Origin of the sequence: Phyllobacterium myrsinacearum (genome assembly GCF_014138285.1) — a bacterium.
GTDB lineage: Bacteria > Pseudomonadota > Alphaproteobacteria > Rhizobiales > Rhizobiaceae > Phyllobacterium > Phyllobacterium myrsinacearum_A.
Genome location: NZ_JACGXN010000005.1, coordinates 207,002 through 228,408, shown reverse-complemented (window position 1 = coordinate 228,408; position 21,407 = coordinate 207,002). Strand labels below are relative to the sequence as shown.

23 protein-coding genes are annotated in these 21,407 nt (G+C 57.4%); 2 read left to right on the top strand and 21 right to left on the bottom strand.

The genetic code is table 11. The annotated features are described in order from the left end of the window. Nucleotides 1-25 precede the first annotated feature (25 nt). On the top strand, nucleotides 26-1,291 hold the full coding sequence (locus tag FHW16_RS17240; protein WP_182550463.1) for an ABC transporter substrate-binding protein: 1,266 nt from the start codon (nucleotides 26-28) through the stop codon (nucleotides 1,289-1,291). Nucleotides 1,292-1,466: 175 nt separating this feature from the next. Next, entirely contained in the window at nucleotides 1,467-1,808 is a 342-nt protein-coding gene (locus tag FHW16_RS17235; RefSeq protein ID WP_182550462.1) for a PilZ domain-containing protein, read from the top strand. Nucleotides 1,809-1,814: 6 nt separating this feature from the next. On the opposite strand, the gene FHW16_RS17230 is transcribed toward FHW16_RS17235, so the two are convergent. The 21 genes from FHW16_RS17230 to FHW16_RS17130 all read right to left on the bottom strand — a co-directional run bounded on the left by FHW16_RS17230 (nucleotide 1,815) and on the right by FHW16_RS17130 (nucleotide 21,308). Next, entirely contained in the window at nucleotides 1,815-2,300 is a 486-nt protein-coding gene (locus FHW16_RS17230; protein ID WP_182550461.1) for a hypothetical protein, read from the bottom strand. Continuing rightward, nucleotides 2,297-2,734, bottom strand: a complete 438-nt coding sequence (locus FHW16_RS17225; RefSeq protein WP_182550557.1) for a flagellar protein FlgN — start codon at nucleotides 2,732-2,734, stop codon at nucleotides 2,297-2,299. Before FHW16_RS17225 ends, FHW16_RS17230 begins: the two co-directional genes overlap by 4 nt. 26 nt (nucleotides 2,735-2,760) lie before the next feature. Then, entirely contained in the window at nucleotides 2,761-3,333 is a 573-nt protein-coding gene (locus tag FHW16_RS17220) for a rod-binding protein (RefSeq protein WP_182550460.1), read from the bottom strand. A 49-nt stretch (nucleotides 3,334-3,382) separates the two neighbouring features. Next, complete coding sequence (locus FHW16_RS17215) at nucleotides 3,383-3,793, bottom strand: hypothetical protein (RefSeq protein WP_182550459.1); 411 nt, start codon at nucleotides 3,791-3,793, stop codon at nucleotides 3,383-3,385. A gap of 1 nt (nucleotide 3,794) precedes the next feature. After that, nucleotides 3,795-4,553 (bottom strand): flagellar biosynthetic protein FliR, encoded by a 759-nt coding sequence (gene fliR, locus FHW16_RS17210; RefSeq protein ID WP_182550458.1) that lies wholly within the window; start codon nucleotides 4,551-4,553, stop codon nucleotides 3,795-3,797. Between the two features lie 11 nt (nucleotides 4,554-4,564). Further along, nucleotides 4,565-6,655, bottom strand: a complete 2,091-nt coding sequence (gene flhA / locus FHW16_RS17205; RefSeq protein ID WP_182550457.1) for a flagellar biosynthesis protein FlhA — start codon at nucleotides 6,653-6,655, stop codon at nucleotides 4,565-4,567. A gap of 686 nt (nucleotides 6,656-7,341) precedes the next feature. Beyond that, nucleotides 7,342-7,608: a flagellar biosynthetic protein FliQ gene (locus FHW16_RS17200; RefSeq protein ID WP_182550456.1), complete on the bottom strand. Its 267-nt coding sequence runs from the start codon at nucleotides 7,606-7,608 to the stop codon at nucleotides 7,342-7,344. A 16-nt stretch (nucleotides 7,609-7,624) separates the two neighbouring features. Next, on the bottom strand, nucleotides 7,625-8,023 hold the full coding sequence (gene flgD, locus FHW16_RS17195) for a flagellar hook assembly protein FlgD (RefSeq protein ID WP_182550455.1): 399 nt from the start codon (nucleotides 8,021-8,023) through the stop codon (nucleotides 7,625-7,627). After that, nucleotides 8,020-8,460: a flagellar biosynthesis repressor FlbT gene (flbT, locus tag FHW16_RS17190; RefSeq protein WP_182550454.1), complete on the bottom strand. Its 441-nt coding sequence runs from the start codon at nucleotides 8,458-8,460 to the stop codon at nucleotides 8,020-8,022. The genes flgD and flbT overlap by 4 nt, the downstream gene beginning before the upstream one ends. A 5-nt stretch (nucleotides 8,461-8,465) precedes the next feature. Continuing rightward, the gene (gene flaF, locus FHW16_RS17185) at nucleotides 8,466-8,810 is read right to left on the bottom strand and encodes a flagellar biosynthesis regulator FlaF (protein WP_182550453.1); all 345 of its coding nucleotides are present in this window, start codon (nucleotides 8,808-8,810) and stop codon (nucleotides 8,466-8,468) included. Between the two features lie 51 nt (nucleotides 8,811-8,861). Further along, nucleotides 8,862-9,911 (bottom strand): flagellar hook-associated family protein, encoded by a 1,050-nt coding sequence (locus tag FHW16_RS17180; RefSeq protein WP_182550452.1) that lies wholly within the window; start codon nucleotides 9,909-9,911, stop codon nucleotides 8,862-8,864. Between the two features lie 2 nt (nucleotides 9,912-9,913). Then, the gene (gene flgK / locus FHW16_RS17175) at nucleotides 9,914-11,386 is read right to left on the bottom strand and encodes a flagellar hook-associated protein FlgK (protein WP_182550451.1); all 1,473 of its coding nucleotides are present in this window, start codon (nucleotides 11,384-11,386) and stop codon (nucleotides 9,914-9,916) included. Nucleotides 11,387-11,414: 28 nt separating this feature from the next. Then, nucleotides 11,415-12,701 carry a flagellar hook protein FlgE gene (locus FHW16_RS17170; RefSeq protein ID WP_182550450.1) on the bottom strand — a complete coding sequence of 429 codons (1,287 nt, stop codon included), beginning with the start codon at nucleotides 12,699-12,701 and terminating at the stop codon, nucleotides 11,415-11,417. A gap of 130 nt (nucleotides 12,702-12,831) precedes the next feature. Then, nucleotides 12,832-13,509: a flagellar transcriptional regulator FtcR gene (gene ftcR / locus FHW16_RS17165; RefSeq protein ID WP_182550449.1), complete on the bottom strand. Its 678-nt coding sequence runs from the start codon at nucleotides 13,507-13,509 to the stop codon at nucleotides 12,832-12,834. A 238-nt stretch (nucleotides 13,510-13,747) separates the two neighbouring features. Then, complete coding sequence (locus tag FHW16_RS17160; RefSeq protein WP_182550448.1) at nucleotides 13,748-14,338, bottom strand: transglycosylase SLT domain-containing protein; 591 nt, start codon at nucleotides 14,336-14,338, stop codon at nucleotides 13,748-13,750. Continuing rightward, the gene (locus tag FHW16_RS17155) at nucleotides 14,271-15,506 is read right to left on the bottom strand and encodes a flagellar hook-length control protein FliK (RefSeq protein WP_182550447.1); all 1,236 of its coding nucleotides are present in this window, start codon (nucleotides 15,504-15,506) and stop codon (nucleotides 14,271-14,273) included. The genes FHW16_RS17160 and FHW16_RS17155 overlap by 68 nt, the downstream gene beginning before the upstream one ends. Further along, nucleotides 15,503-16,696, bottom strand: coding sequence for a chemotaxis protein MotC (locus FHW16_RS17150; RefSeq protein ID WP_182550446.1), 1,194 nt, complete (start codon nucleotides 16,694-16,696; stop codon nucleotides 15,503-15,505). The genes FHW16_RS17155 and FHW16_RS17150 overlap by 4 nt, the downstream gene beginning before the upstream one ends. Nucleotides 16,697-16,710: 14 nt before the next feature. Continuing rightward, nucleotides 16,711-17,931: a MotB family protein gene (locus FHW16_RS17145; protein WP_182550445.1), complete on the bottom strand. Its 1,221-nt coding sequence runs from the start codon at nucleotides 17,929-17,931 to the stop codon at nucleotides 16,711-16,713. Continuing rightward, complete coding sequence (locus tag FHW16_RS17140; protein ID WP_182550444.1) at nucleotides 17,928-18,581, bottom strand: hypothetical protein; 654 nt, start codon at nucleotides 18,579-18,581, stop codon at nucleotides 17,928-17,930. Before FHW16_RS17140 ends, FHW16_RS17145 begins: the two co-directional genes overlap by 4 nt. A gap of 1 nt (nucleotide 18,582) precedes the next feature. Further along, the gene (gene fliF, locus FHW16_RS17135; protein WP_182550443.1) at nucleotides 18,583-20,229 is read right to left on the bottom strand and encodes a flagellar basal-body MS-ring/collar protein FliF; all 1,647 of its coding nucleotides are present in this window, start codon (nucleotides 20,227-20,229) and stop codon (nucleotides 18,583-18,585) included. A 125-nt stretch (nucleotides 20,230-20,354) separates the two neighbouring features. Continuing rightward, complete coding sequence (locus tag FHW16_RS17130) at nucleotides 20,355-21,308, bottom strand: flagellin (protein WP_182550442.1); 954 nt, start codon at nucleotides 21,306-21,308, stop codon at nucleotides 20,355-20,357. Nucleotides 21,309-21,407: the final 99 nt, after the last annotated feature.

Genomic DNA, 21,407 nt, shown 5'->3' with positions numbered 1-21,407 from the left:
CCATTCCCAAGACCAGGAGATAATTATGAACTTCTTCCGAAAGACGATTGCGGCAGCCGCGATCGCCACCGCGTTCACTGTTCCCGCTTCGGCGGAAACGACGCTGAACGTGCACTATCCGATGCCCGGCTTCTTCAAGGACGTGATGGATGTGATCTCCAAGAAGTTCATGGAAGAAAACCCTGATATCAAGATCAGCTTCGTCAGCCCTTCAGCCACGTATGAGGAAGGCATCCAGACGATCCTGCGGCAGGCCGGAACAGCCGAGATGCCCGATATCACCTTCATCGGCCTCAACCGTCTGCGCATGATTGCCGAGCGCGGCGTCAACGTTGATATGAAGCCGCTGATCGCCAAGGAATCCGACATGGCAGCTCAAGGCTTCAGCGATAGCATTCTCCGCCTCGCCCAGGTCGGCGGCCAACAGGTTGGCCTTGCCTTCGCCACATCGAACCCGATCATGTATTACAATGCCGACCTCATCCGGCAGGCGGGCGGCAATCCCGACCAGCCGCCTAAGACCTGGGACGAGGTGATTGCTCTTGGCGCCAAGGTCAAGGCGCTGGGCAACGGCAATGACGGCATCGACTTCCGCTGGCAGGGCGATGACTGGATGTTCTCTGCCCTGCTGTTCGGTGCCGGTGGCACCATGCTTTCGCCCGACGAAAAGAAAGTCGCTTTCAACGGCCCGGAAGGCATCGCTGCCTTCAACCTGATCAGCCGTCTGGTCAAGGAAGGCGGCATGCCCGTTCTGACGAAGCAGGCGGGTGAACAGGCCTTCGTTGCCGGCAAAGTCGGATTCACCTTCCAGACCACCGGCGCCTTGCGCAACACGATCAAGAATGTCGGCAGCAAGTTTGACCTGCGCACCGGACCGCTGCCGCTGCTCAATCCGGAAAAAGGTCATCTGCCCACGGGCGGCAATGCCGTCGTCATCCTGACCAAGGATAGCGCCAAGCAGCAGGCCGCATGGAAGTTTGCCAAGTTTGCCGCCGGGCCCTACGGCGCTTCGGTCGTGGTTCCCGGAACGGGCTATGTGCCGAACAACGAACTCGCGGCAAAGTCACCGGAATATCTCGCCGATTTCTACAAGCAGAACCCGCTGTTTCAGGCCGGACTCAATCAGATGAACCTGATGATCCCCTGGTATGCTTTCCCCGGCACGAACGGCGTCAAGGTGACACAAACCATCGTCGACAACCTCTCACGTGTTGTCGAGCAGTCCGCCACGCCGGAGGAAGCCCTGAACAGCGCTGCCGACGAAGTTCAGAAACTCCTGCCGCGCCGCTGACATCTCACCAAGAGAGGACGAGCGCTCTGTCAACCGGATGGGCGCTCGTCCCTTTTCAGCATAACGGTTTTGCAATAGTTTTGGACTTATACCATCAAGGACAACTGCCGGTAGAACTGTGTCTCCACGACACAGGCTCGCGCCGATCTATCAATCCTTGCTGGACCAACCATCGATGCCACCAACAGAATCCGGCCACAAGACGGAAAAGCGTATTGAAGAGCGCAAGCGCACACGCCTGCGCTCGGGAAAGCTTGCAACGCTTGAGGGCCAGTTTCTGACGGAATGTCATTTCCACAATATTGCCGGCGGCGGGGCCCGCATCCGCACAGTGACCCCTTGTTCCATTCCCAATCGCTTCTGGCTGTTCGACGATCAGCATCGCGGAGCGCTTATGACTGAAATCGTCTGGCACAAGGACGGAGATTTCGGCGTGCGCTTCGTAGAAGATGCGCATGTGCCGCCTCTCAGCGAGGCTGTCCTCAGTGCACTTGCCGGAAAATACTATTCTTTATGATGTGAATTATGGAGCTGGAGGCGTCTGGCGCGGCAGACCTTTGGTGTTCTGGTCGCGGATTTCCTTGGCCGTGATATAATTGAACTGCTCGACAAGCAGATCGCGCACCAGCGGTTCGGGAAATTTTGCATTCACACCGTCAATTACGGATTGTTTGACACTGGCAAATTCCACCTTCTGCACATCTTTTACATCGGAAAAATGCCCGTAGAACTGGCGGAAAACTTCATCATTGATGAACGGAGCGACAGGTACGGTGACCGAGGCTTTCACGCGGCTGTCCAGCGTATAGCCGAGCTGCACCACGATATAGCCTTCAACCGAGCCATCCAGAATGATCGGAACACTGAAAACATCCGTCTTGCCGAAATCGAGCAGGTCCTTGCTCTGCGATGAAACGGCTGCCGTCGCTGAATTCTGCCACACGGCAAAATACAACGACCCCAGCGCGACGCCGCAGATCCACAGGCCGATCAGGACGATACGGATCATGCGCCCTGCCCGTTCCTCATCTGCTGGGCCGTGTAGGTGCCATCGGCTTCCTGCGTTTCAAGCGCATCACGGATGAGACCTGTCAGCTCCGTCACGGCGCGCAGGTGCAGCTTGATGGCGTCGCAGTTGCGGTCCAGTTTCTGGCGCAGCGCATCCAGCACCGGCTGGAGCGATTTCAGGGCCGGTATTCCGGCGGTTTTCGCGGCCTTGTTCATCGCCTTGTTGAAATCCCGCAGGCCGCGGCTCTTGTGCGAATTGATTTCTGCAAGATCGATTGTTTCGCCGTCAAGCAGCAGTTGCGTTTCACGCTCGACCACCTCTTCGAGACGCTTGATCGCAAAGAGGACAGGTTCGAGCGCCGGCTCGATCTGGGATTCAAGCGGCGCATGTTCGATCACAGCGCCAAGCTTTTCGTTATCGTTGACTACATCCATATTCATTTCCTCCAATCCTGGCGGCCTCAGCCCTGTCCGGTTCCGTCAACAGGTTTCGTCGTTTTCAATTGCTTGTGAATGAGTTGCCGTTCGATCTGGTACAAAATGACATTTGAGTCCTGTTTTTGAGTGGAACTGTCTGAGATCGGGGCAGCGGACGCTTCGCTCGCTGCCGCGTTCTTCGCTTTCTGCGCGCTTTGCTGTTCCAGCATCTTCGCCACGCCGATGCCGCCGGCGTCGGCCATTTTCTTGGCCACGGCCTCCGACATCATCGACTTCCAGTAATCGCCGGCAATCCCTTGACCGAACACGGCCTGATTGTCGCCGGTAAACATGGATTCAACAAAGGACTGCAGCATGAATGATTCAAATTTCTTGTAGGCCGCATTTGGTGCGCTTGGCGCACTTGTACTTCCGATGGAAACCGTCGGGGTACCCGCCTGCTGTATGGATGCAAACGTCTCGCGCGAAAGCCGCGTCTGGGCTTCCACCCGGGCCGAGGCAAGACTGCGAAGCTTCTCGACTGAAGCCCGCAAGGTTTCCGGATCTGCTGCATTGGCAACATCCAGCACCAGATCGGAAGGTGGATTAATGGCCATCAGTCATTGTCCCATCGTGTGTCATGCGTCGTACCTTACCTGTCCAAACTTACGGGAGGCTTGAGCCGCCAGCGATTGTATGGATGACATATTCCTCGATTTCTTCAGCCGCCGCGATTCGCTCCATGTCCTGCTCGAGCTGGCGGAGCCGGTCACGCAGGATATCCAGCGTGCGGGAGACCATCAGCAGATTGCGTTTTTCAGACACCATTTGCCCGGACAGGTGAGCCTGTTTCGCCTTGTTCGTTTCCAGCCGTTTCATGATGAGATCGGCGGGAACAATACCAGCGCCGCTTTCGAAGCGGTCATCCTGCATGCGGAACAGCGCCGCGTTCTCTTCGTCGATCGCCTGCGATTGCGCCGTCAGCCGGGACAGTTCCATCTCATGCCGGGCCTTTGTCAGGCCCTGCAATTTGATCATCCCCTGAAGCGACGTGCGTGACCCTGATCTGATAGCCATGTCAAAAGTTCCTGAGGTAGCTGCCGGTCTCGCTGGTAAAGAAACGCAGTAGATCCGGCATGCTGAAATAGAGCAGCATCAACCCGCCCGCGAGCACGAACGGCATGGAGATGAAATAAACAGGGATCGTCGGAGTCAGCTTGTTGATCAGCCCAACCGCAATATTGACGACGACCGCAAAGACAATGAACGGCGCCGCGATGCGGATGGTGCTGAAGAAGGCCCTGGACAAAGTATCGGTCAGATTGACCATGGCGGTGGCGGGCTGGAAAACCCCGTCCACCGGGATCGCCGAATAGGACGACAGCAAGGCGCGCAACACTTCAAGGTGCAGGTCCGTCACGAAGAACATGAGCAATGCCGAGAATGTGACGATGGTTGCAATCGCCGCCTGTGGCTCCTCGGATTCGATGCCCGCCCCCGGAGCGCCGGAATAGCCGGTGGCCATGGCTATGGTGTGGGCCATGAACTGTAGGGCCCAGAAATACATACGCGCCAGAATGCCGATCATCGCACCGACAATGGCTTCGATAACGATGATGCGCATCAGCACCAGAGGCGCCGCACCGGCTGCGGGCGAAACCTGCCCGAGCACGAGCGGTACCACCATCAACGAACAGGCCAGAGCCAGGAAAAGCCGTATCTGCATCGGAATGCGCGGACTTGATATGCCCGGCATGATCAGCAGGCACGACCCGACACGGGCAAAGACCAGAAGGGCGGCGATCACCATGTCGCTGAGCGCCAGATTCTGCGGCATTCGTCAAAGCCTCACGAAATCGTTCCGAGCGACCGGACTTCGACACCACGGGCGATCTCCACATGGGACAGTACGGAAAGCGTGGCAAACAGCCTTTCGATGATCATGCGGATATAGGGACGCGCTTCCGGCGATGCGACGAGAACAAAGCGCTCGCCGGCATCAAGATGCTTGCGGATTGCGGTGCTGGCTTCGGTACCGAATTGTTCCAGCAGACGCGGGTCGATATCGAATTCGGTGATGTCGCCTTTAGCGTCCCGCTTGAGGCTCTGATGGAAGACCATGTCCCAGCGGTTGCCGAGGCGCAGGACGCTAAGCACGCCATTATCGGCGAGATCGCCGCAGATCTGCTGCGACATGCGCATGCGGACGTGTTCGACGATCATTTCGGAACGGCGGATATGCGGCGCCACTTCGGCGATGGCTTCCAGAATAAGGTTGAGGTTACGGATCGACACCCGCTCCGACAGTAGCAGCTTGAGCACGGCCTGCAGTCCCGAATAGGAAAGATGGGCAGGACAGATATCGTCCAGCAGTTTGCGGTATTCCGGACCGAGCCGGTCCAGCAGCGCCCGCATATCCTTGTAGGACAGGAGCTGTGCCAGATTGTTGCGGACGATTTCGCTCAGGTGCGTCAGCAGCACCGAGAGATTGTCGACGGTCATGTAGTTGTCGCGCTTGAGGTCGGCTGCAAAAGTTTCCGGTACCGAATAGGCCTTCATGCCGAATGCGGGCTCCCTCACCTCTTCACCCGGAATTTCGGGGATCGGGCGGTCGCCGGGAATAACCAGAATTTCGCCGACGCGCAGTTCCTGCGAGACAACCACGGTTCCGTGAATCTTGATGCGATAGACCTTCGGCGGGATCAGGAAGTCGTCGGTTACCTTGATCTCCGGAACAACGAAACCGTACTCGGTGGCAAATTTCTTGCGCATCTTGTTGACCCGGTGCGCAAGTTCCAGCTGCGAAGCCATCAGGCGGGTAGACAGCTGCTTGCCCAGGCAAAGCTCGATCTGCGCCGTTTCAAGCGATGCGCGGACGGAATTGCGGTCTTCATCCTCGGCTGCTTTCCGCTGCTGGACCTGTTCCGCCAGTGCTGCAGCTGCCACGCGCGCAATCTTGCGCGGGACCGAGATACCGATCGCCACAAGACCGAGCGCCAGAATGAAAAAGGGAAAGGCCGGCAGACCGGGCAGGACACCCAGGACGAACAGCAGGAGCGCTGCCACGAACAAGGCCTTGGGATAGGCGCCAAGCTGGCCGAAGACCGCCTTGTCGGTGGAGCCGCGCGTACCGCCCTTGGAAACCAGCAGGCCTGCGGCCAGCGATACGATCAGCGCCGGGATCTGCGTGACCAGGCCGTCACCGACGGAGAGCTTGGTGAAGACATCAGCCGCCTGGCTGACTTCCATGCCGTGCCGGGTGACACCGATAATGATACCGCCGAAAATGTTGACGGCGGTGATGATGAGACCGGCAATGGCATCGCCGCGCACGAATTTTGACGCACCGTCCATCGAACCGAAAAAAGCGCTTTCCTCTTCCAGTTCGCGGCGGCGGTGCTGCGCCTCCTTCTCGTCGATAAGGCCGGACGAGAGATCCGCATCGATGGCCATCTGCTTGCCGGGAATGGCATCAAGCGTGAAGCGTGCGCCCACTTCAGCGATACGCGTGGCACCCTTGGTGATGACGAGAAAATTGACGATGACCAGAATGGCGAAGACCACGAGGCCGATGACGAAATCACCGCCCATGACGAACTGCGAAAAGCCGTGGATCACCTGTCCCGCTGCCGCATAGCCTTCATCGCCATGGGTGAGGATAACGCGGGTCGTCGCAATGTTGAGCGACAGACGCATCATGGTGGCAATCAGCAGCACCGTGGGGAACGCGGAAAAATCGAGCGGGCGCTGAATCCACAGCGATACCATGAGAATGAGGACCGAGAGAGCGATGGAAAATGCGAGGCCGATATCCAGCACCATCGGCGATACGGGCAGAAACAGCACCGTGAGGATGATGACAATGCCGAGTGCCAGGCCAACATCGCTGCCGGTCAGATAACCCTTGTCTCCCAGTTTCTTGACGGCGACCTGTTGCACGGCATTCTCCTATGATCCGCACGAGCATAGGGAGCGAAGCTTACGCGAAGCCAAAGCGGCCGCGATGGGCATTTTCCATCATTGGACAGAGCGAAATCCGCATTTCGCCGTTGCCACGCCCACCTTTGCGTCTGGCCATTGAAAGAAGAGAATGACGGGCGGTCCTTTGAACGCGGGTCTTGGGTATTCTGTATGCTATGCTTGCGATCCAAGGACCACCCGCCCCGACGATTTTACGTTTCCGCCTGTTCTGCCTTGTCATCCGGCTGCTGCGCCAGATGAAGAGAACAGCTTCAGCGAAACCTCCCCGTCCCATGGGTTTTCTCCCCACGAGGCCGAAGCGCCGATCCTTTCCCGACTTTCGAAAGTTTCCGGAAGCATTCCCGCCGGAAAGGACACGATGAGAATACGCGAGGATGAGAAGTGTTGGATAAGTTGGTGTGTTTTTCTTACGAAGGGCAAATCTGATGACCAATTCACCCCCCTCTGCCCTGTCGGGTATCTCCCCCGCAAGGGGGGAGATCAGCCTTCATTAATATTTCTGGCAATTTGCAATGTTGAAAATAGCGCGAAATCTTTGATGTCAATGTGATCTCCCCCCTTGTGGGGGAGATGCCCGACAGGGCAGAGGGGGGTGAGAACATCTCGTTCTTGCACAACAAGCGTGCGTGGTTCACCCTCGATGCTCAGAAGCCCTTTTCGATCCGCGAATAGGTGAGCAGAGTCAGCGTATTGATCTGCGAACCGACAAAGGGAGCCGTCAACGCCAGTACGGCCAGAATGACGATGATCTTCGGCACGAAGGTCAGCGTCACTTCCTGGATTTGCGTCAAGGCCTGAAACAGCGCGATGATGACGCCGGCAAGCATGGCCGCGCCCACCGCCGGACCGGAAGCGACAATCACCGTCCAGATAGCCTGGTTGATGATGTCGAGCGCATCGGCCTCATTCATGATTGGCTGCTGGCGATCAACTGATGACGATGCCGGCGGTGATTGGCAACTCGGCTCCACCCTTCAGCTTGGCAATCATGCCATCGCTGTAGATCTTGACCGATTCCACCACACCGGTGATCTTGCCATCAGCGCTTGTAACAGTCCGGCCGATGATACCATCTGCCTGCGACAGCGAAGCACTGGCCAGGATCTGATCCAGTTTCTGATTCATCAGCGTCGATTGCTCGACATTCGAGAACTGGGCGAGCTGTGCCACATAGGCGGTGCCGTCCATCGGTTGTGTCGGATCCTGGTTCTTCATCTGCGCGACAAGCAGCTTCAGAAAGGACTGATAGTCGACACTGGGACCGTTCGCCTTGGGCGAGTCCGATGTGTTGCCGGTTGACGATCCGACGAGAGGAGTGGTTGTCATGCGATTGCCTCCGGCCTGTTTGGCTGGTCCGAATGGGGGGGATGATTGGAGTCCGCATCGCCGGACAGGATCTGGGCTTCCAGCGGATAGAGTACGCGTATGGCTTTGAGCGCCTCGAACACCCGGTCGTTGCAGACGATTTCGTCGATCAGCTTCAGCTCCTTGAGCATCTGCTGGTTTTCAAATGTTGCCAGCAGGTTGCCCAGCATGCGCTTGAAGGCGATGTTTGCTTCATGCCTGATGAGCGGATTGATCAGCATGATCTGCGCCGCATAATAGAGCTGGCGCAGCGGGGTTGTCGTTTCATTCGCCTGCAGGACGTGGCTCTCGAGCAGAAAGGTCACATCGTTCAGGAGTTCAAGGGAAACCTTGCGGTCCGCACTCAGAATAGCGCCGTTGATGTAGACCTTTTCACCGGCACGCAATGTAATTTTCATGATGTTCAGATCCCGTCACGAATGGTTCTGGTGATCTCGATAATGCCGTCATAATCGGATGATCTGCCCTGGCGGATCTCTTCAAGCTCCTTGAGGATATAAATGCCTATCGAAATCAGCGAAGCGCGCAATTGCGGCGGCAGGCCGTTCTCCGGACTGCCGAGGTCTTCGATCACAATCACCCACAGCCGGGATGTAAACTGCATCGCCTCTATGCCTTTGAAGGAATAGTCTCCTTCGTCGCGCGCGTCCTCCAGCATCATGATCGACTGGTCGAACAATGAGCGTTCACGTTCCTTGGCGCTCGCCGCGCCGTCGTCCATGATGTCGTTGTATCGGGCCTGGTACATATGTCTTTCCGGTATCGGCATGAGCGGGCGCGGGAACCGCAGCCGTTGCGATTATTTCAGGTAATTGAGCAGGCTCAGGCTCTGCAGCTTGACGGTCAGGGCATAGGAAGCCTCGATCTGTGTGGTCAGTGCAGTCACCCGGTTGGCGGCCTCGTAAGGATCAACGGCTTCCATATCGAGGACCGAACTGTTGAGAACCTTGATCTGAACAGTCAGGCGGTCTGTCGCATCCTTGGTTCGAGCCTGTGCGTCGCCAAGGAAGGACTGTGCGCCCGTGAGCGACGAAATGCTCTGGGTCGTCGTTGAGATTGCCTTGTCCATGACGGCATCGAAGGCGCCCTGGTTCAAACCGATATTCGAAAGCTCGGCCACCATGGTGTAGCTCATGGCCAGCTGTCGGAATCCGGCATTGTTGGCACTGACCGAGGTTTCAGCCAGTTCACTCGGCGCGATGCGGCTTTTGACCAGGGTATCGGAAGCTGATGACCAGTTGGTCGACCAGGAACCCGCGCTGAACTGCGCTGTCATGGTCGTATCGAGAAAGGTCTTCATCTGGTCCGCGGTGATGTTCTTCACCTGCGGATCGGTCATGGGAAAACCGAACTGAGTCTGGAAGGCGTTCTGGATCGCGGCGCGCGCCGGGTTGCCATCCGCATAGTAATCATCCATCGGCTGAACATCGGTGTTCACGCCGGCAAATACATACTCGCCATTGTAGTTTGTGTTGGCCAGACCTGTTGTGGTCTGCAACCCGCTCTTGGCCTTGTCTGCGGCAACGGAATGACCGTCGGTCGAGCCGCGCAGGGCAGTGACGGTGCCAAGAAAATCGGTTGCACCCTTGACGAGATTGCCGAGGGCATTTTGCGAAGTCGTCATACGCTGGCCAATGAAATTGTTCGTCTCGGTCAGAACCGTCAATCGATCATATTCCTTGCGCAGGGAAATTGACTGGCCGGTGCGGCTGCCGAGCGCGAGGCCGGTATCGGAAATAAAGCCGGTCGTAGCCTCTTCCTTCGCCTTGATAAGATCCGCCTGTGCCTTCGCCAGAATATTCCGGGTCGAATTGGCCAGCATGTAGGATGAAATGGACTGGGTTTTCATCGCTATTTCACCGCGTTCAAGAGTTCGTTCAGCATGGCGTCCACCGCGGACAGAATCCGGGCCGACGCCTGATAGGAATGTTCAAGCTCGAGCATCGATTGCATCTCGACATCGATATTCACACCGGATGCATTGGAAATTGCATCCTCCGCCCGCGAGGCCAGTACACCGTTATAGGTGTTGGTTTCAGTCACAGACTTGCGCTTGGTTTCGAGTGAGCTGATCGAGGCGGCGGAATAATCCACAAGGCTCAGTTGCCCGCTGATGCCGGCATCCGCATCGTAGCTGCGCGGGGCGTTGATGGCACCGATCAATCCCTGCAAACGGGCAGAATAACCGGCCGATGCCCCGGTATTCTGAACATAGTCCGGGTTGGCCGGATTGGTGCCGCCATCGCGCAACAGCGTCGGGCTGCCACCTTCCGACAGAATATAGGCCGAGGAAACCTTGATCGTTCCGGCTATACCGGGCGAGATCGTGGCGTCCGCGGGCATGGCCGGTGCCCCGGAATAGGTGAAGAGCCCTGGAATATCTGGCAGAGTAGACGGCGTTTTCTGGTCTTTTTCAGCAAACATGCCGACAAGACTGCGCGCGACTTCATCAAGCTGCTTCTGGTATGCAGGTGCGGTCTGATCGCGCAGCTGCATCAGTCCGCTCAGGCGACCGCTACCGTAAGGCTGCTGAAATGTATCATGCGACAGCGGCACACCATCGACATAGACCTGATTGCCTGATGTACCCGCCGCGAAGGCAGCTGTCGGCGTGAAGCTGACCGTACGAGGCGATCCTTCAAACAAGGTCACGCCGGACTCGGCGAAAATCACCAGATCATTGTCGCCGCGCACCATTGTCGTGATGCCGATCTCGCCGGAGATCTCCTTCAAAAGACCATCGCGCTGGTCAAGGAAATCCGACACGTCAGCACCGGACCGCGTTCCGTTGATCACACGGTTGTTGACGGTTTCAAACTTTGCCAGCAGCGCATTGATGTTCTTGACGGAGTCATTGATGTCGCTGTCGGCATCCTGCCGCAGTTTCTGAACATCGTTCGTACCCTTGTTCAGGGCATTGGCAAGGTTGATGGCCTTGGAAACCGCCGCTTCGCCGACAGAGTTATTGCCCGGCTGCGATGCGTATTGCTGCAGCGAGTCGCGCAGGTCGCCCAGCAGAGCACTTGGCGAACCCGACGCATTGTTGGCGGAGTAAATGCCCGAAAGCCGGTCAAGACCGCTTTTCATGGTATCGGACGCACCGAGCTGGCTGTTCGTCTCGATGTATTTCGAAAGAAGCGCGTCGTCGGCTGAACGGCTGACTGACAGATAGGTCGATCCGTTGGGACCACTAACGACTGAACCAATACGACGCGTGAAATTGGGATCGTTGGCACCCGCAATATTGCGGGATACCAACGCTGTCTGTTTCGACGTCGTCGTCAGAGCACTCTGAGCGGTAAGGAGTGCCGAGCTTAATGACATGCCTTAGGTCCAATCAACATTTGGGATGCTACCTCTTCAGATTGACCAGCACGTCCATCAAATCCGCACCGGTCTGGAAGACCTTGGAATTGGCCGTGTAGCTTCTCTGCGCTTCAATCATCTCAGTCAGTTCTTGTGCGATGTCCGCGTTCGATTCTTCCAGAGCCCCTGAAGTCAGGGTTCCGAAGCTGCCCTTGCCGGGTGTGCCAAACTGGACATCACCGGATTCGGCGCTGGTCGCATAGACGTTGCCCGACAGAACAAGAAGATTATCGGGACTGGGAACATCAGCCAGCGCAATCTGGTAGATCGCGCGCTGGGCGCCATTCTTGTAGCGCGCAACAACAGTACCATCGGCAGCGATGTCGACATTCTCGATCGGGCTCGGCGTGCTGCCGTCAATCTTCGCCTCGATCGGCGTGTAGTCGCCTGCCAGCTGTTTGGTGGCGGACATGTCGATCTCGAGCATCTGGCCATTGGGAATCTGCACCGAGAGGGACTTGTCTCCAGACGTCATCTTGCCGGTGACGCCATCAAAGGTGAAGCTTTCCGTTTTCATAGCGGCTTTTGAATAGGGGAAGCCCCCGCTGGCTGCAGCGTCAGCCTTGTTGTAAACCGTCGCTTCCCACGTGGCATTCTTGGTGACCGGATCTTCACCCGTCTTGGTGAAGTAAACATCGAGGACCACCAGGTTGCCGAGATTGTCAAAGCTCTGCAGCGATGTCTTGGCGGTGTATTTTGCCGTTCCGGCCGTATTGGCAGCCGCATTGGATGGCAGGTCAGCGGCGTCAATAACGGCTGAGCCGGCTGGCAGGTTGGCCGTGAACGTGCCCTTGCGGCTCGGATCAGCGACAAGGTCATTCTGCTTGACGTTGATCTTCTCAAGTCCCTGATAGCCATTGATGACCGAATTGGTCTGGCCATTCACAATCGGATTGCCCATGAGGTAATAGCCGGCCGCATTAACCAGATTGCCCTGCGCATCCGGGACGAAGGAACCGGCGCGTGTCAGGTATGGTGTGCCGCTGCTGTCATTGACCACGAAAAAACCATTGCCCTTGAGCGCAAGATCAGTCGATGACGTAGTGAAGCGGAGCGAGCCATCATCGGAAATGTGATGGCGGACAACTGTTTCCACACCGCCGGAATTATAGGCGCCACCGGAGCTTGGCAGAACCAGCGAGGAAAACTGCGTGCTGGCACGCTTGTAGCCGGTGGTGCTGGAATTCGCGATATTGTCCGACACGGTCGATAGGCGGTTGGCCTGGGCATTCATGCCCGATACACCCGTCCGCATCATTCCATAAAGGCTCATTTCCGTCTCCTTGCGCCATGATTCCGTTCAGGATCGTAACCCTGCGATGCTTGCGTGAACCTGACGCCCTGAATGCCTTGAGATATCTTTGTTCTGGCTGCCCCGCCGCCAGCGGAACAGCAGGAGGTGATCAATCGAGATTGATGCAGTAGCCAAGGAAACGCTTGGAATCGATCGGATCATGACCGAGCTGTTCCCGCAGCTTCTTGCGAAGTTTGCTGATGTGACTCTCGACAACACTTTCCTCGACTTCGCTGTCGAAAATGCCGTAGATCGCGCTGAAGATCTGCGCCTTGTTCAAGCGGCGCCCACGGTTGGCGATCAGGTATTCCAGAATACGGCGCTCGCGGCGCGGCAGCGAGAACTCGGCGCCATTGACCTGCGGATCGCGGCCATCGGAGAAGACACGGATCGGACCAACCTGCGTGCCGGTATCGCCACTGCCGTTGCCGTAGCGGCGGCGGATCGCATTGATCCGCGCCAGAATTTCGCGGACGTGCATCGGCTTGCGGACCACATCGTCAACGCCCGCCTGGAACAGTTCAAGCGTGTGTTCAAGCGATTGCGTTTCATTGACCGCGATGACCGGTGCCGAGCAGCGTTCACGAATCTTGTGGGGAAACTGGCTGCGGTTGGCACATTCCCCTATGAGAAACGCTTCCACCGCCATAATATCGCTCTGCTGGACGGTAGAAACCCAGTCTCCGAAATCGTCGGGAGCGAACCCTGTTGTTGTAATGCCCTCACGGGCGAACCACGCCGAATACCCACTCGTCACCAGACTTCTTTCGTCGACGACTACAATCACGACCCCACCTTCCGAATCAGTAAAAACCCCACACAACACACACGTAGCGGGGTCGGTGACTCGCCGACAATCCCCAACAAATTGACCGCAATTTATTGGGAGTCTGAAATGGGGATCTTCGTGGGGAAACAGAGACGGAGCGAGAGACGACTCGCATGCTCAAATGTTTATACGGCACATCTTAACCAAAGATGACCAAGCGAACAAATTCACGTTTTATTACCGAAGATTAACACGGTCACTTATCACAGAACATTCGCGCCTTCTGCGTCCAGTTTCCAAAGCCGGAAGCCACCATATTTTCTATTACCCGGCAAACATACTGCTTCTGCGCCGGGTCATTGTTGGGACCCGCGTGATAGCGCGCAACCGCCATGGTCCAGTTGCCTTCGCGCGCCCGGAGCTGTTTGAGAAAACGCGCCGCATAATCCACGTTGGTTGCAGGGTCCAGCATGGCACTCACGGACGGGAATGCACTTGCATGAAAATAGTGATTGATCTGCATGCAACCGAGGTCAATCAGCTTGGCACCCTGTTCATGCGCCTCGTTGAACTTCACCACAGCCGCCGCGGCTGACGGCATGAAGACCGCCTTGCCTTCGATGTTCATGGCGTAGGGTTGCAAAGATTCCTTATGCCCCGTTTCGGTCAATCCGACGGCATAGAGGATGCCGATCGGAATGTCGTATTTGCTCGACGCCCGGTGCATCTCGCGCTCACAGAGATTATCCGCGCGAACAGCTTGTGCAATGAACGGACTGCTACACAACCAAGCCGCGAGAAGGATTGCGATCCGAAACGGCTCTGGCAGTCCTGTCGTCACGCTCATCGGCCTTGGTGTCTCCAAAATGCTGCTGGCTGGAAGAGCGATCGCCCTGCGCTCCCTGTGAACCGGAATTGGCTTGACCGCCCGGCCTGCTGCCGGGCTGCTGATCCTGGCCCGTCGAAGCCTGCTGGCCTGACTGGGTATTGGCGACGGTGGCTGTGCGATCCACAACCGAGATGGTGACAGACGAGCTATCGTCAGCCACCCCTGCCCGCTGCAGGGCCTTGCCCAGCGCTTCATGGTCCCGTGCGAGATGTTCCGCCGCCGCCTTGCTTTCGGCCACAAGCTGAATGTGCATGCCCTCTCCGGTCAGCCTCAGCCGGGCGGTAACCGTACCGAGCTCGATGGGCTGCAGCTGGATCACCAAAGTCCGGGCGGCAGTCGTGCTGTGGTCCGATATGATCTGGACGTCGGTGATCGGAGAATGGCTCTGCGGCGCCGGTGCCGCTTCGGCAAGCGTGTCAATGGTGATGCGCGCGTCAGCGGATGGCGCGGCGGACATCACAGGCACAGGATTGCTCGCCGCCGGTGTGATAGCCTGTTCCGGGGCTTGCCTTGCACTGGCGCGCGCCTTGGGTGCAATCGTATCGGCCGATTGAATCTCGACAGGTTGAGGCTGCGGCGCGTCCGGCTTCGCCGGCTGAGGCTTGGTCTCGGTGTCTGCAACGACCTTGGTATCCGGATTTCCGGAGGCAGCAGCTTTGGCATTCTTATCAATCATCGGCAAGGCTGTGATCGGTTGCTCATCAGCGTTTTCGATCACTCCGGCTGCCTTGTCGTCAGAGATCTTCGCATCAAAACTCTGTGCCCGTACGGGCTTACCCTGCTGTGGCTGCTCGCCCCCACCGGTCTGCCTCTGTCTTTCCAGAAGCTGTTCCAAGGCGAGAATGGACTGGCCGAACATGGCCTGCACGGATGGTCCTGCGTTTGCCGTGTCCTTATCCTTTTCCGATTCCGGATCATCCCTGATTTCCGGAACATCTTCCCCAGCGATCATATCACTGGCCTCGACAGGCAGACGCAGCGGCTTCACATCCAGCATGGACTGGAAATCGGGAACGTCTTCCTTGCCCTTGGCGGCTTGCTTGACGGGAAGACGATGGCCCTTGCCGCTATCGGCGACAATTGCGTCCTTGAGGGATCTGGCAGGCATATCAGGTCCGATGGTCATTTCTTGGCCTTCCCCAGGAGCGCATCAATAGCGTCGAGTTTCTTGCGTGTCTCATCAATCATCGGATCAACCGTTGGCTCAGGTTTCGGCGTATCGATCTTCACTTTCGCACCGGCGGTTGCAGAACCGGTTTTCACAACGCTTTTCTGCGGCGTATCCATCGGCTCGACAGAAGGCTGTTGGAGGATGCTGCCCCCCATGGCCGTTGCTGCTTCCAACAGTTTGACGTCACGATCATGCAAGCGGTCCTTCTGCAATTCCGACAGCATTTTCATCGCGTCCGTGGTCTTGTCCGTGCCGACATTGCTGATGCCGAAATAAAGCCTCGCCTGCGTATCATCGGCTTTCAGCGACTGCGCCAAAGCTTCGGCTTTCCCCGACATGAACCGGGCGCGCTGCATATCGCCGACAACGATCGCGCCACGCGCTATGCGCAGATAAAAGGGCAAACGGGCACCGGTCCAGGCCAGAGACGCCATCTCCTCGATCTCGTCATCGCTGATCTTGTTCTTGAGCACCATGATCGCATCGACAAGCTGCCGGAAAAAATCTTCCGAATAGGGCGACAGGGCAAAGCGCTGCAGATAATTGCGTGCGAGCAGCCTGACCTTGTCCTTGTCACCGAGATTGGCCGCCATCATCAGGCCGCGCCGCAGCGCCGCTTCCTCAAGCAAGGTGCCCGGTGCAGTCAACCGGATGTAATCCAGACGCTTCAGGGCTGTCGGCGCATCGATGGCGGCCAACTGGGCCGCCGTCACCAAAGATATGGACGCAACGAGCTCGCTTGGAACATCCGGCGGCAGCTCGCCGCTGAAGTTGTCGACAATGCCGAGCGGATTGCCATCCGCATAGGCCAGCGAGCCGGCAACGAGTTTCGGGCTGATGGACTCAAGCTTCGTGGTCATCAGGATAGTGCGGACGACCTGGGGATTGCCGCCGTTGAGAAGGTAAATCAAAATGGCATAGGCGTTGGCTGGCTTCTGCCAGACCTCCGGTTTGGTGGTCTCGAGCTGCCCGGCAATATGGCCAAGTACCCGGTTGAGCATCGGCAGAGCTTCAGGTTTGCCGGAGGCCACCTGATCCTGCAGCATGCGCATGGACCGCACCAGAAGATAAGGCTCCGGCGATGGCATATCGGCACGGGCAATACCAAGCGGCAAGCCCACAAAACCGATCAGAAGCCATCGCAAACGGGAGCCCCACATCATCTGCTGGCCGTTTTCAGGAAGATGTCGATACGCCGGTTCTGGGCGGCATAGGGGTCTGACGGCACTTTGGGATCACGATCCGCATAGCCTTCGACACGCAGGATACGCTTGGCATCAAGCCCGCCCCTTGTCAGCATGTAATAGGCCATATGCGCGCGTGCCGATGACAGGCGCCAATTATCATAGGTATCACTTTTGAAGGGGCGCGCATCCGTATGGCCGCTGATGATGACTTCACCCTTGCGCCCCGCGATGATCTTGCCGATCTGGTCGAGCACCTGCACGACGCGCTTGTCGGGCTTGGCCGATCCGATGGCGAACATGCCGTAATCCACCTTGTCGGTCAGCTGGATCATGACACCGTCTTCGGTTGGAACCACCGTGATATCGGGGGCCTTCTCATCGGTCGCCGCACCGGTTTTCTTGGAAATCTCTGCGGCGAGTTCGCGCGCGGACGCAACCTGCGCGGCATCGGGTTGCTTGTCACCCTTTGCCGGATCAACAGTTACGCCAGTTTCAGTGGGCTGTTTGGCATTTGCCGAATCCGCACCCTTTGTCTCGGCTGATCCTGCCTGAGCCCCGTCCTTGCCATCGATACCGGCCACTCGCTTTTCCAGCTGTTCCTGCGAAGGCGGCGGAACTGCCGGACTGTCCGTCAGCGGAAAGAGATCATCCTCCACATGCGTGGACCAATAGTTTGGATTGAACGGATCGCGATAGGCGTCGCCGCCTTCGGCCCCTGTTGATGGACCTGCATTGCTGGAACCGCCGTCACCCTTGGCCGACCGGTTCTGCAACACACCGGAATCGGTGGCGATTTCCGCAAGGACCGCATAGGGATCCTTGAAAATCTGCCGCTCTTCCGTCTCCGGTTTGGACTGCTGATCCTTTTCGTTACGGGCACTCTTGGTTTCCGCATCGGTGGAATTGGGCCGCTCGAAGCGAACCTTGCCTTCCTGGTTGTCCGTCGCCTCTATACCCTTGGGCCGCGCTTGCCTGTCCATCAGCTTGACAGGGTTGAAATAGCTCGCCACTGCTGCCTTGGTTTCCTCGTTTGCCGCATTGATCAGCCACATGACCAGAAAGAAAGCCATCATCGCGGTCATGAAATCCGCATAGGCGATCTTCCAGACGCCGCCATGGTGGCTGTCCTCGCCATCGTTGCGGCCGCGCCGGACGATAACGATTTCGCGGCGGGTTTCAGGATCGATATTCATCGGGTTGTATCCTTCACCGCATCAATCAGATGACCAAGCCGCGTCTCGACAACCACGTCATCGAGCCTCATCGACAGTTCCGACTGGTCCGATTGCGTGAACGTGAAACGCATGAGATCAATATCCGGCTGTCTACGCAGAGCATCGAGCAGATGTGCCGGGCCGGAGATGTCAAGCAGCACCGCTTCAAGCCCCTTCGTCAGCCGGTCCACTTCCGTGGCAAAGCCCGTGACCGCGCGATCACGCAAATTCTTTTCAACCAGAGGAGCAAGGACAGTTGCAAGACTGCTGGAGAGTTGTGCCGATACGACGGACAATCCCTCTCCCAGCTGTTCGAACATGCGCGTTCCGATGCGTTGCATGAAATCCGCTTCGGCACCTGCCAGCTGCTCCTGAAATTCACGCTCCAGCCGCAGCCTCTCCGCCTCGAAAAGAACCGCTGCTTCGGACTGGCCTTCAGCACGACCGAGCTCGAAGGTTTCCTTGATCTTCAGCTCGATATCGATGAGTTCGACAACATCTTCCGGCGCCGTATCACTATCGCCCGGATCGGCGCGCTCGCGCGTTGCGGCCGCAAAGACCGTTATGCGGTCATCCGGTACATGTTTCGGCGTGAAATCCGTGAGCACGCTGGCAATGGATCGCGCCATATCAAGCTGCCTCGTGAACCCATTGTTTCAGGATCGCCGCGACACGCTCTTCATCCATCTCGATCATCTGTTCCAGCCGGTTCTGCGCCGGGACCCGCATGCGGCGCCGGAGCTCGCTCAGGTCGTCATAGGGCAGGCTCTGCTCGGAATTGGCCGCCAGCGCCGGTTGGGGCCGTGCCGCTACCGTGAAATCGGGCACCGCTACATCCGTGCCTGCGGCAAGCTGCAGCGCATCCTGCGATTTACCCATTTCACGCATCAGCGGCCGCACACCGAACCACAGGATAAGACCGACGGCGACTATCAATGCGGCGGCATTGACGAAGCTGCCCGCCTGCCGGGAAATTGTCTCCGAGAGCGGCGTTGCGGCCGGTTGCAGTTGTTCGTCGGTTGCTTCCATGAAGTTCAGTGCCGTCACGGTGATGACGTCGCCGCGTTTCTGGTCAAGGCCAGCAGCGGTCGCAACCAGTTCTGTGATCTTGGCGATCTGCTGTTCGACAAATTTGTCTGGTGCAGGCGTCACACCGGCGGTTGCCAGCAACCGTGCCTGATCAATGACCACGGCAATCGACAGACGCTTGATCTGATAGCTGTCACTGACCGTGGAGATCGTCTTGGAATTGACTTCGTAGTTGGTCAGTTCCTCACGCTTGTCGGTCTTCTCAGTGGAGCTGTCGCCGTTCTTGCTCTGGATTTCTTCCTGCGGGATGTTCTGCTCGACGCCGGTCGCATTATCGCTCTTCGAATTCTTTGAATCGCCGCTTTCGCGGACCACACGCACGGAACGCTCTACCCGCGATTCCGGATCGAACACCGTTTCGTTTGTCTGGCGCTTGTCGGTATCGAGGGCAACCTGAACGCTGGTCTGGAAATGACCAATGCCGAGATAGGGCGCCAGCGCCTTGCGGATATTGTCATCGACCGACGCCGAAACGTTCTGTTCCAGCGTAGCGGACATCACGGCACCCGCGCTGGACCCGTCATCCTTGGATGCAAGCAGGCGCCCGTTGGTGTCAAGTACGGTGACTTCCGATGGGGTGAGTTGCGGCACAGCGGCCGCCACAAGCTGGCGGATCGATTGCGCGGACTCAAACGAGAAGCCGCCCTCGGTGCGGATCACGACCGAGGCGGACGGTGCCTGATCACCACGGCGGAAGCTGCCCTTTTCAGGCAGAACGATGTGCACACGAGCGGCCTTGATGCCGCGGATGGCCTGGATGGTCCGGGAGATCTCGCCTTCCAGCGCGCGAACCCGGGTGATTTCCTGCATGAACGACGTGAGGCCGAGCGAACCCATATTGTCGAAGAGTTCATATCCGGCATTGTTACTGGTGGGCAGGCCTTTTTCCGCCAGATACATGCGGGCCTGATCCGCCTTGCCGAACGGCACGAGAACCGAGGTTCCATCGGACTTGACGTCAAAAGGGATGCCCGCTTCGCCGAGCGCCATGCCCATACGGTTCACATCATCACGGCTGAGGCCGACATAGAGCGTCTCATATTGCGGACGATTGAGGTAAATGCTGGAGACAAGAATGGCGCTGAACAGCGTAACGCCAACGATGGCGAGCCCGATGAGACGCCTGGCACCAAGTTTTTTCATGGCGCCCAGAAACTGCTCAAGAGACTGTCTGATATTCTTTTCCATTAATGCCCACCACGCTTGCGTCGTGTCACCATAGAGATCGAAGCTTGCGCGAAGTTCGCACCAAAGAAAAAGGCCACGCACGAGGCGTGGCCCAGGTCAGAACCGATCCCGAGGGATCGTCATCCTTAGCTGCGGAACAGCTGCTGGATGCTCTGGTTGCTTGCATTGGCGATCGACAGCGCCTGAACGCCGAGCTGCTGCTGAACCTGCAGAGCCGACAGACGAGCCGATTCCTTGTTCATGTCAGCATCGACCAGCGTGCCGATACCACGATCAACAGCGTCCGACAGGGCGCTGATGAAGGACTTCTGGCTGTCGATACGGGTCTTGGCAGCACCGAGCTGTGAAGCGCCGGAAGCGAGGCCCTTTGCAGCAGCTTCAACACCGGTCAGGATGTCATCAAGTGCCTTGTTGTCGATATCGGCGCCCGAAACGTTGATCGTCAGAATCGATGTCTGGGTCGTGACAGGTGTTGCAGCGGCGTTGGTGACAGCAAACTGCTTGTCGAGAATGCCTGTCTTGGTCGTTGCAGTGCCGCCAGTGTCGACGAGACGGGTATTTGCCAAGGCAACGTCAATCGAACCAGTGGTTACTTTGCCTGTCGAATCACGGGCATAAGAAGCAATCGTGCTGAAGTTTGCCGTTGCAGGAGCGCCGTCCAGGGCCTGATCTGTGGTGAGCAGGTTGGAACCGGCATAGGAAGCGCCTGCATTTTCCTTCAGGGCGCCAATAGCCGAATTGATCAGCAACTGGTTCTTGGCACGATCTTCGGGGCTGGCGTTCTTCGAGGCCAGAACGAGGTTCTTGATTGTGTTTACAGAATCAATCGCTTTGTTCATCGCCGAATAAGCCGTATCGATTTTTGCGCTGCCAAGACCAAGAGCGTCCTGGATAACGGAGTTTGCACCATTGTCCGAACGCATGGTCGTTGCGATCGACCAATAAGCAGCGTTGTCAGAAGCTTCGGAAATCTTCAGGCCCGTAGCAATACGGTTCTGAGTGGTTGCGAGATTCTGGTTGGTAACGGAAAGTGTCTGAAGCGCGGTCATTGCTGACGCGTTTGTAAGAATGCTGGCCATAGGAAAAGCCCCTATAAAAGATACATGTGATGGGGACATGTCGGATTAAAACCGACCTAACAGTGCGGCATGATGCCTGTAACCGAAGCGGTCACCTGT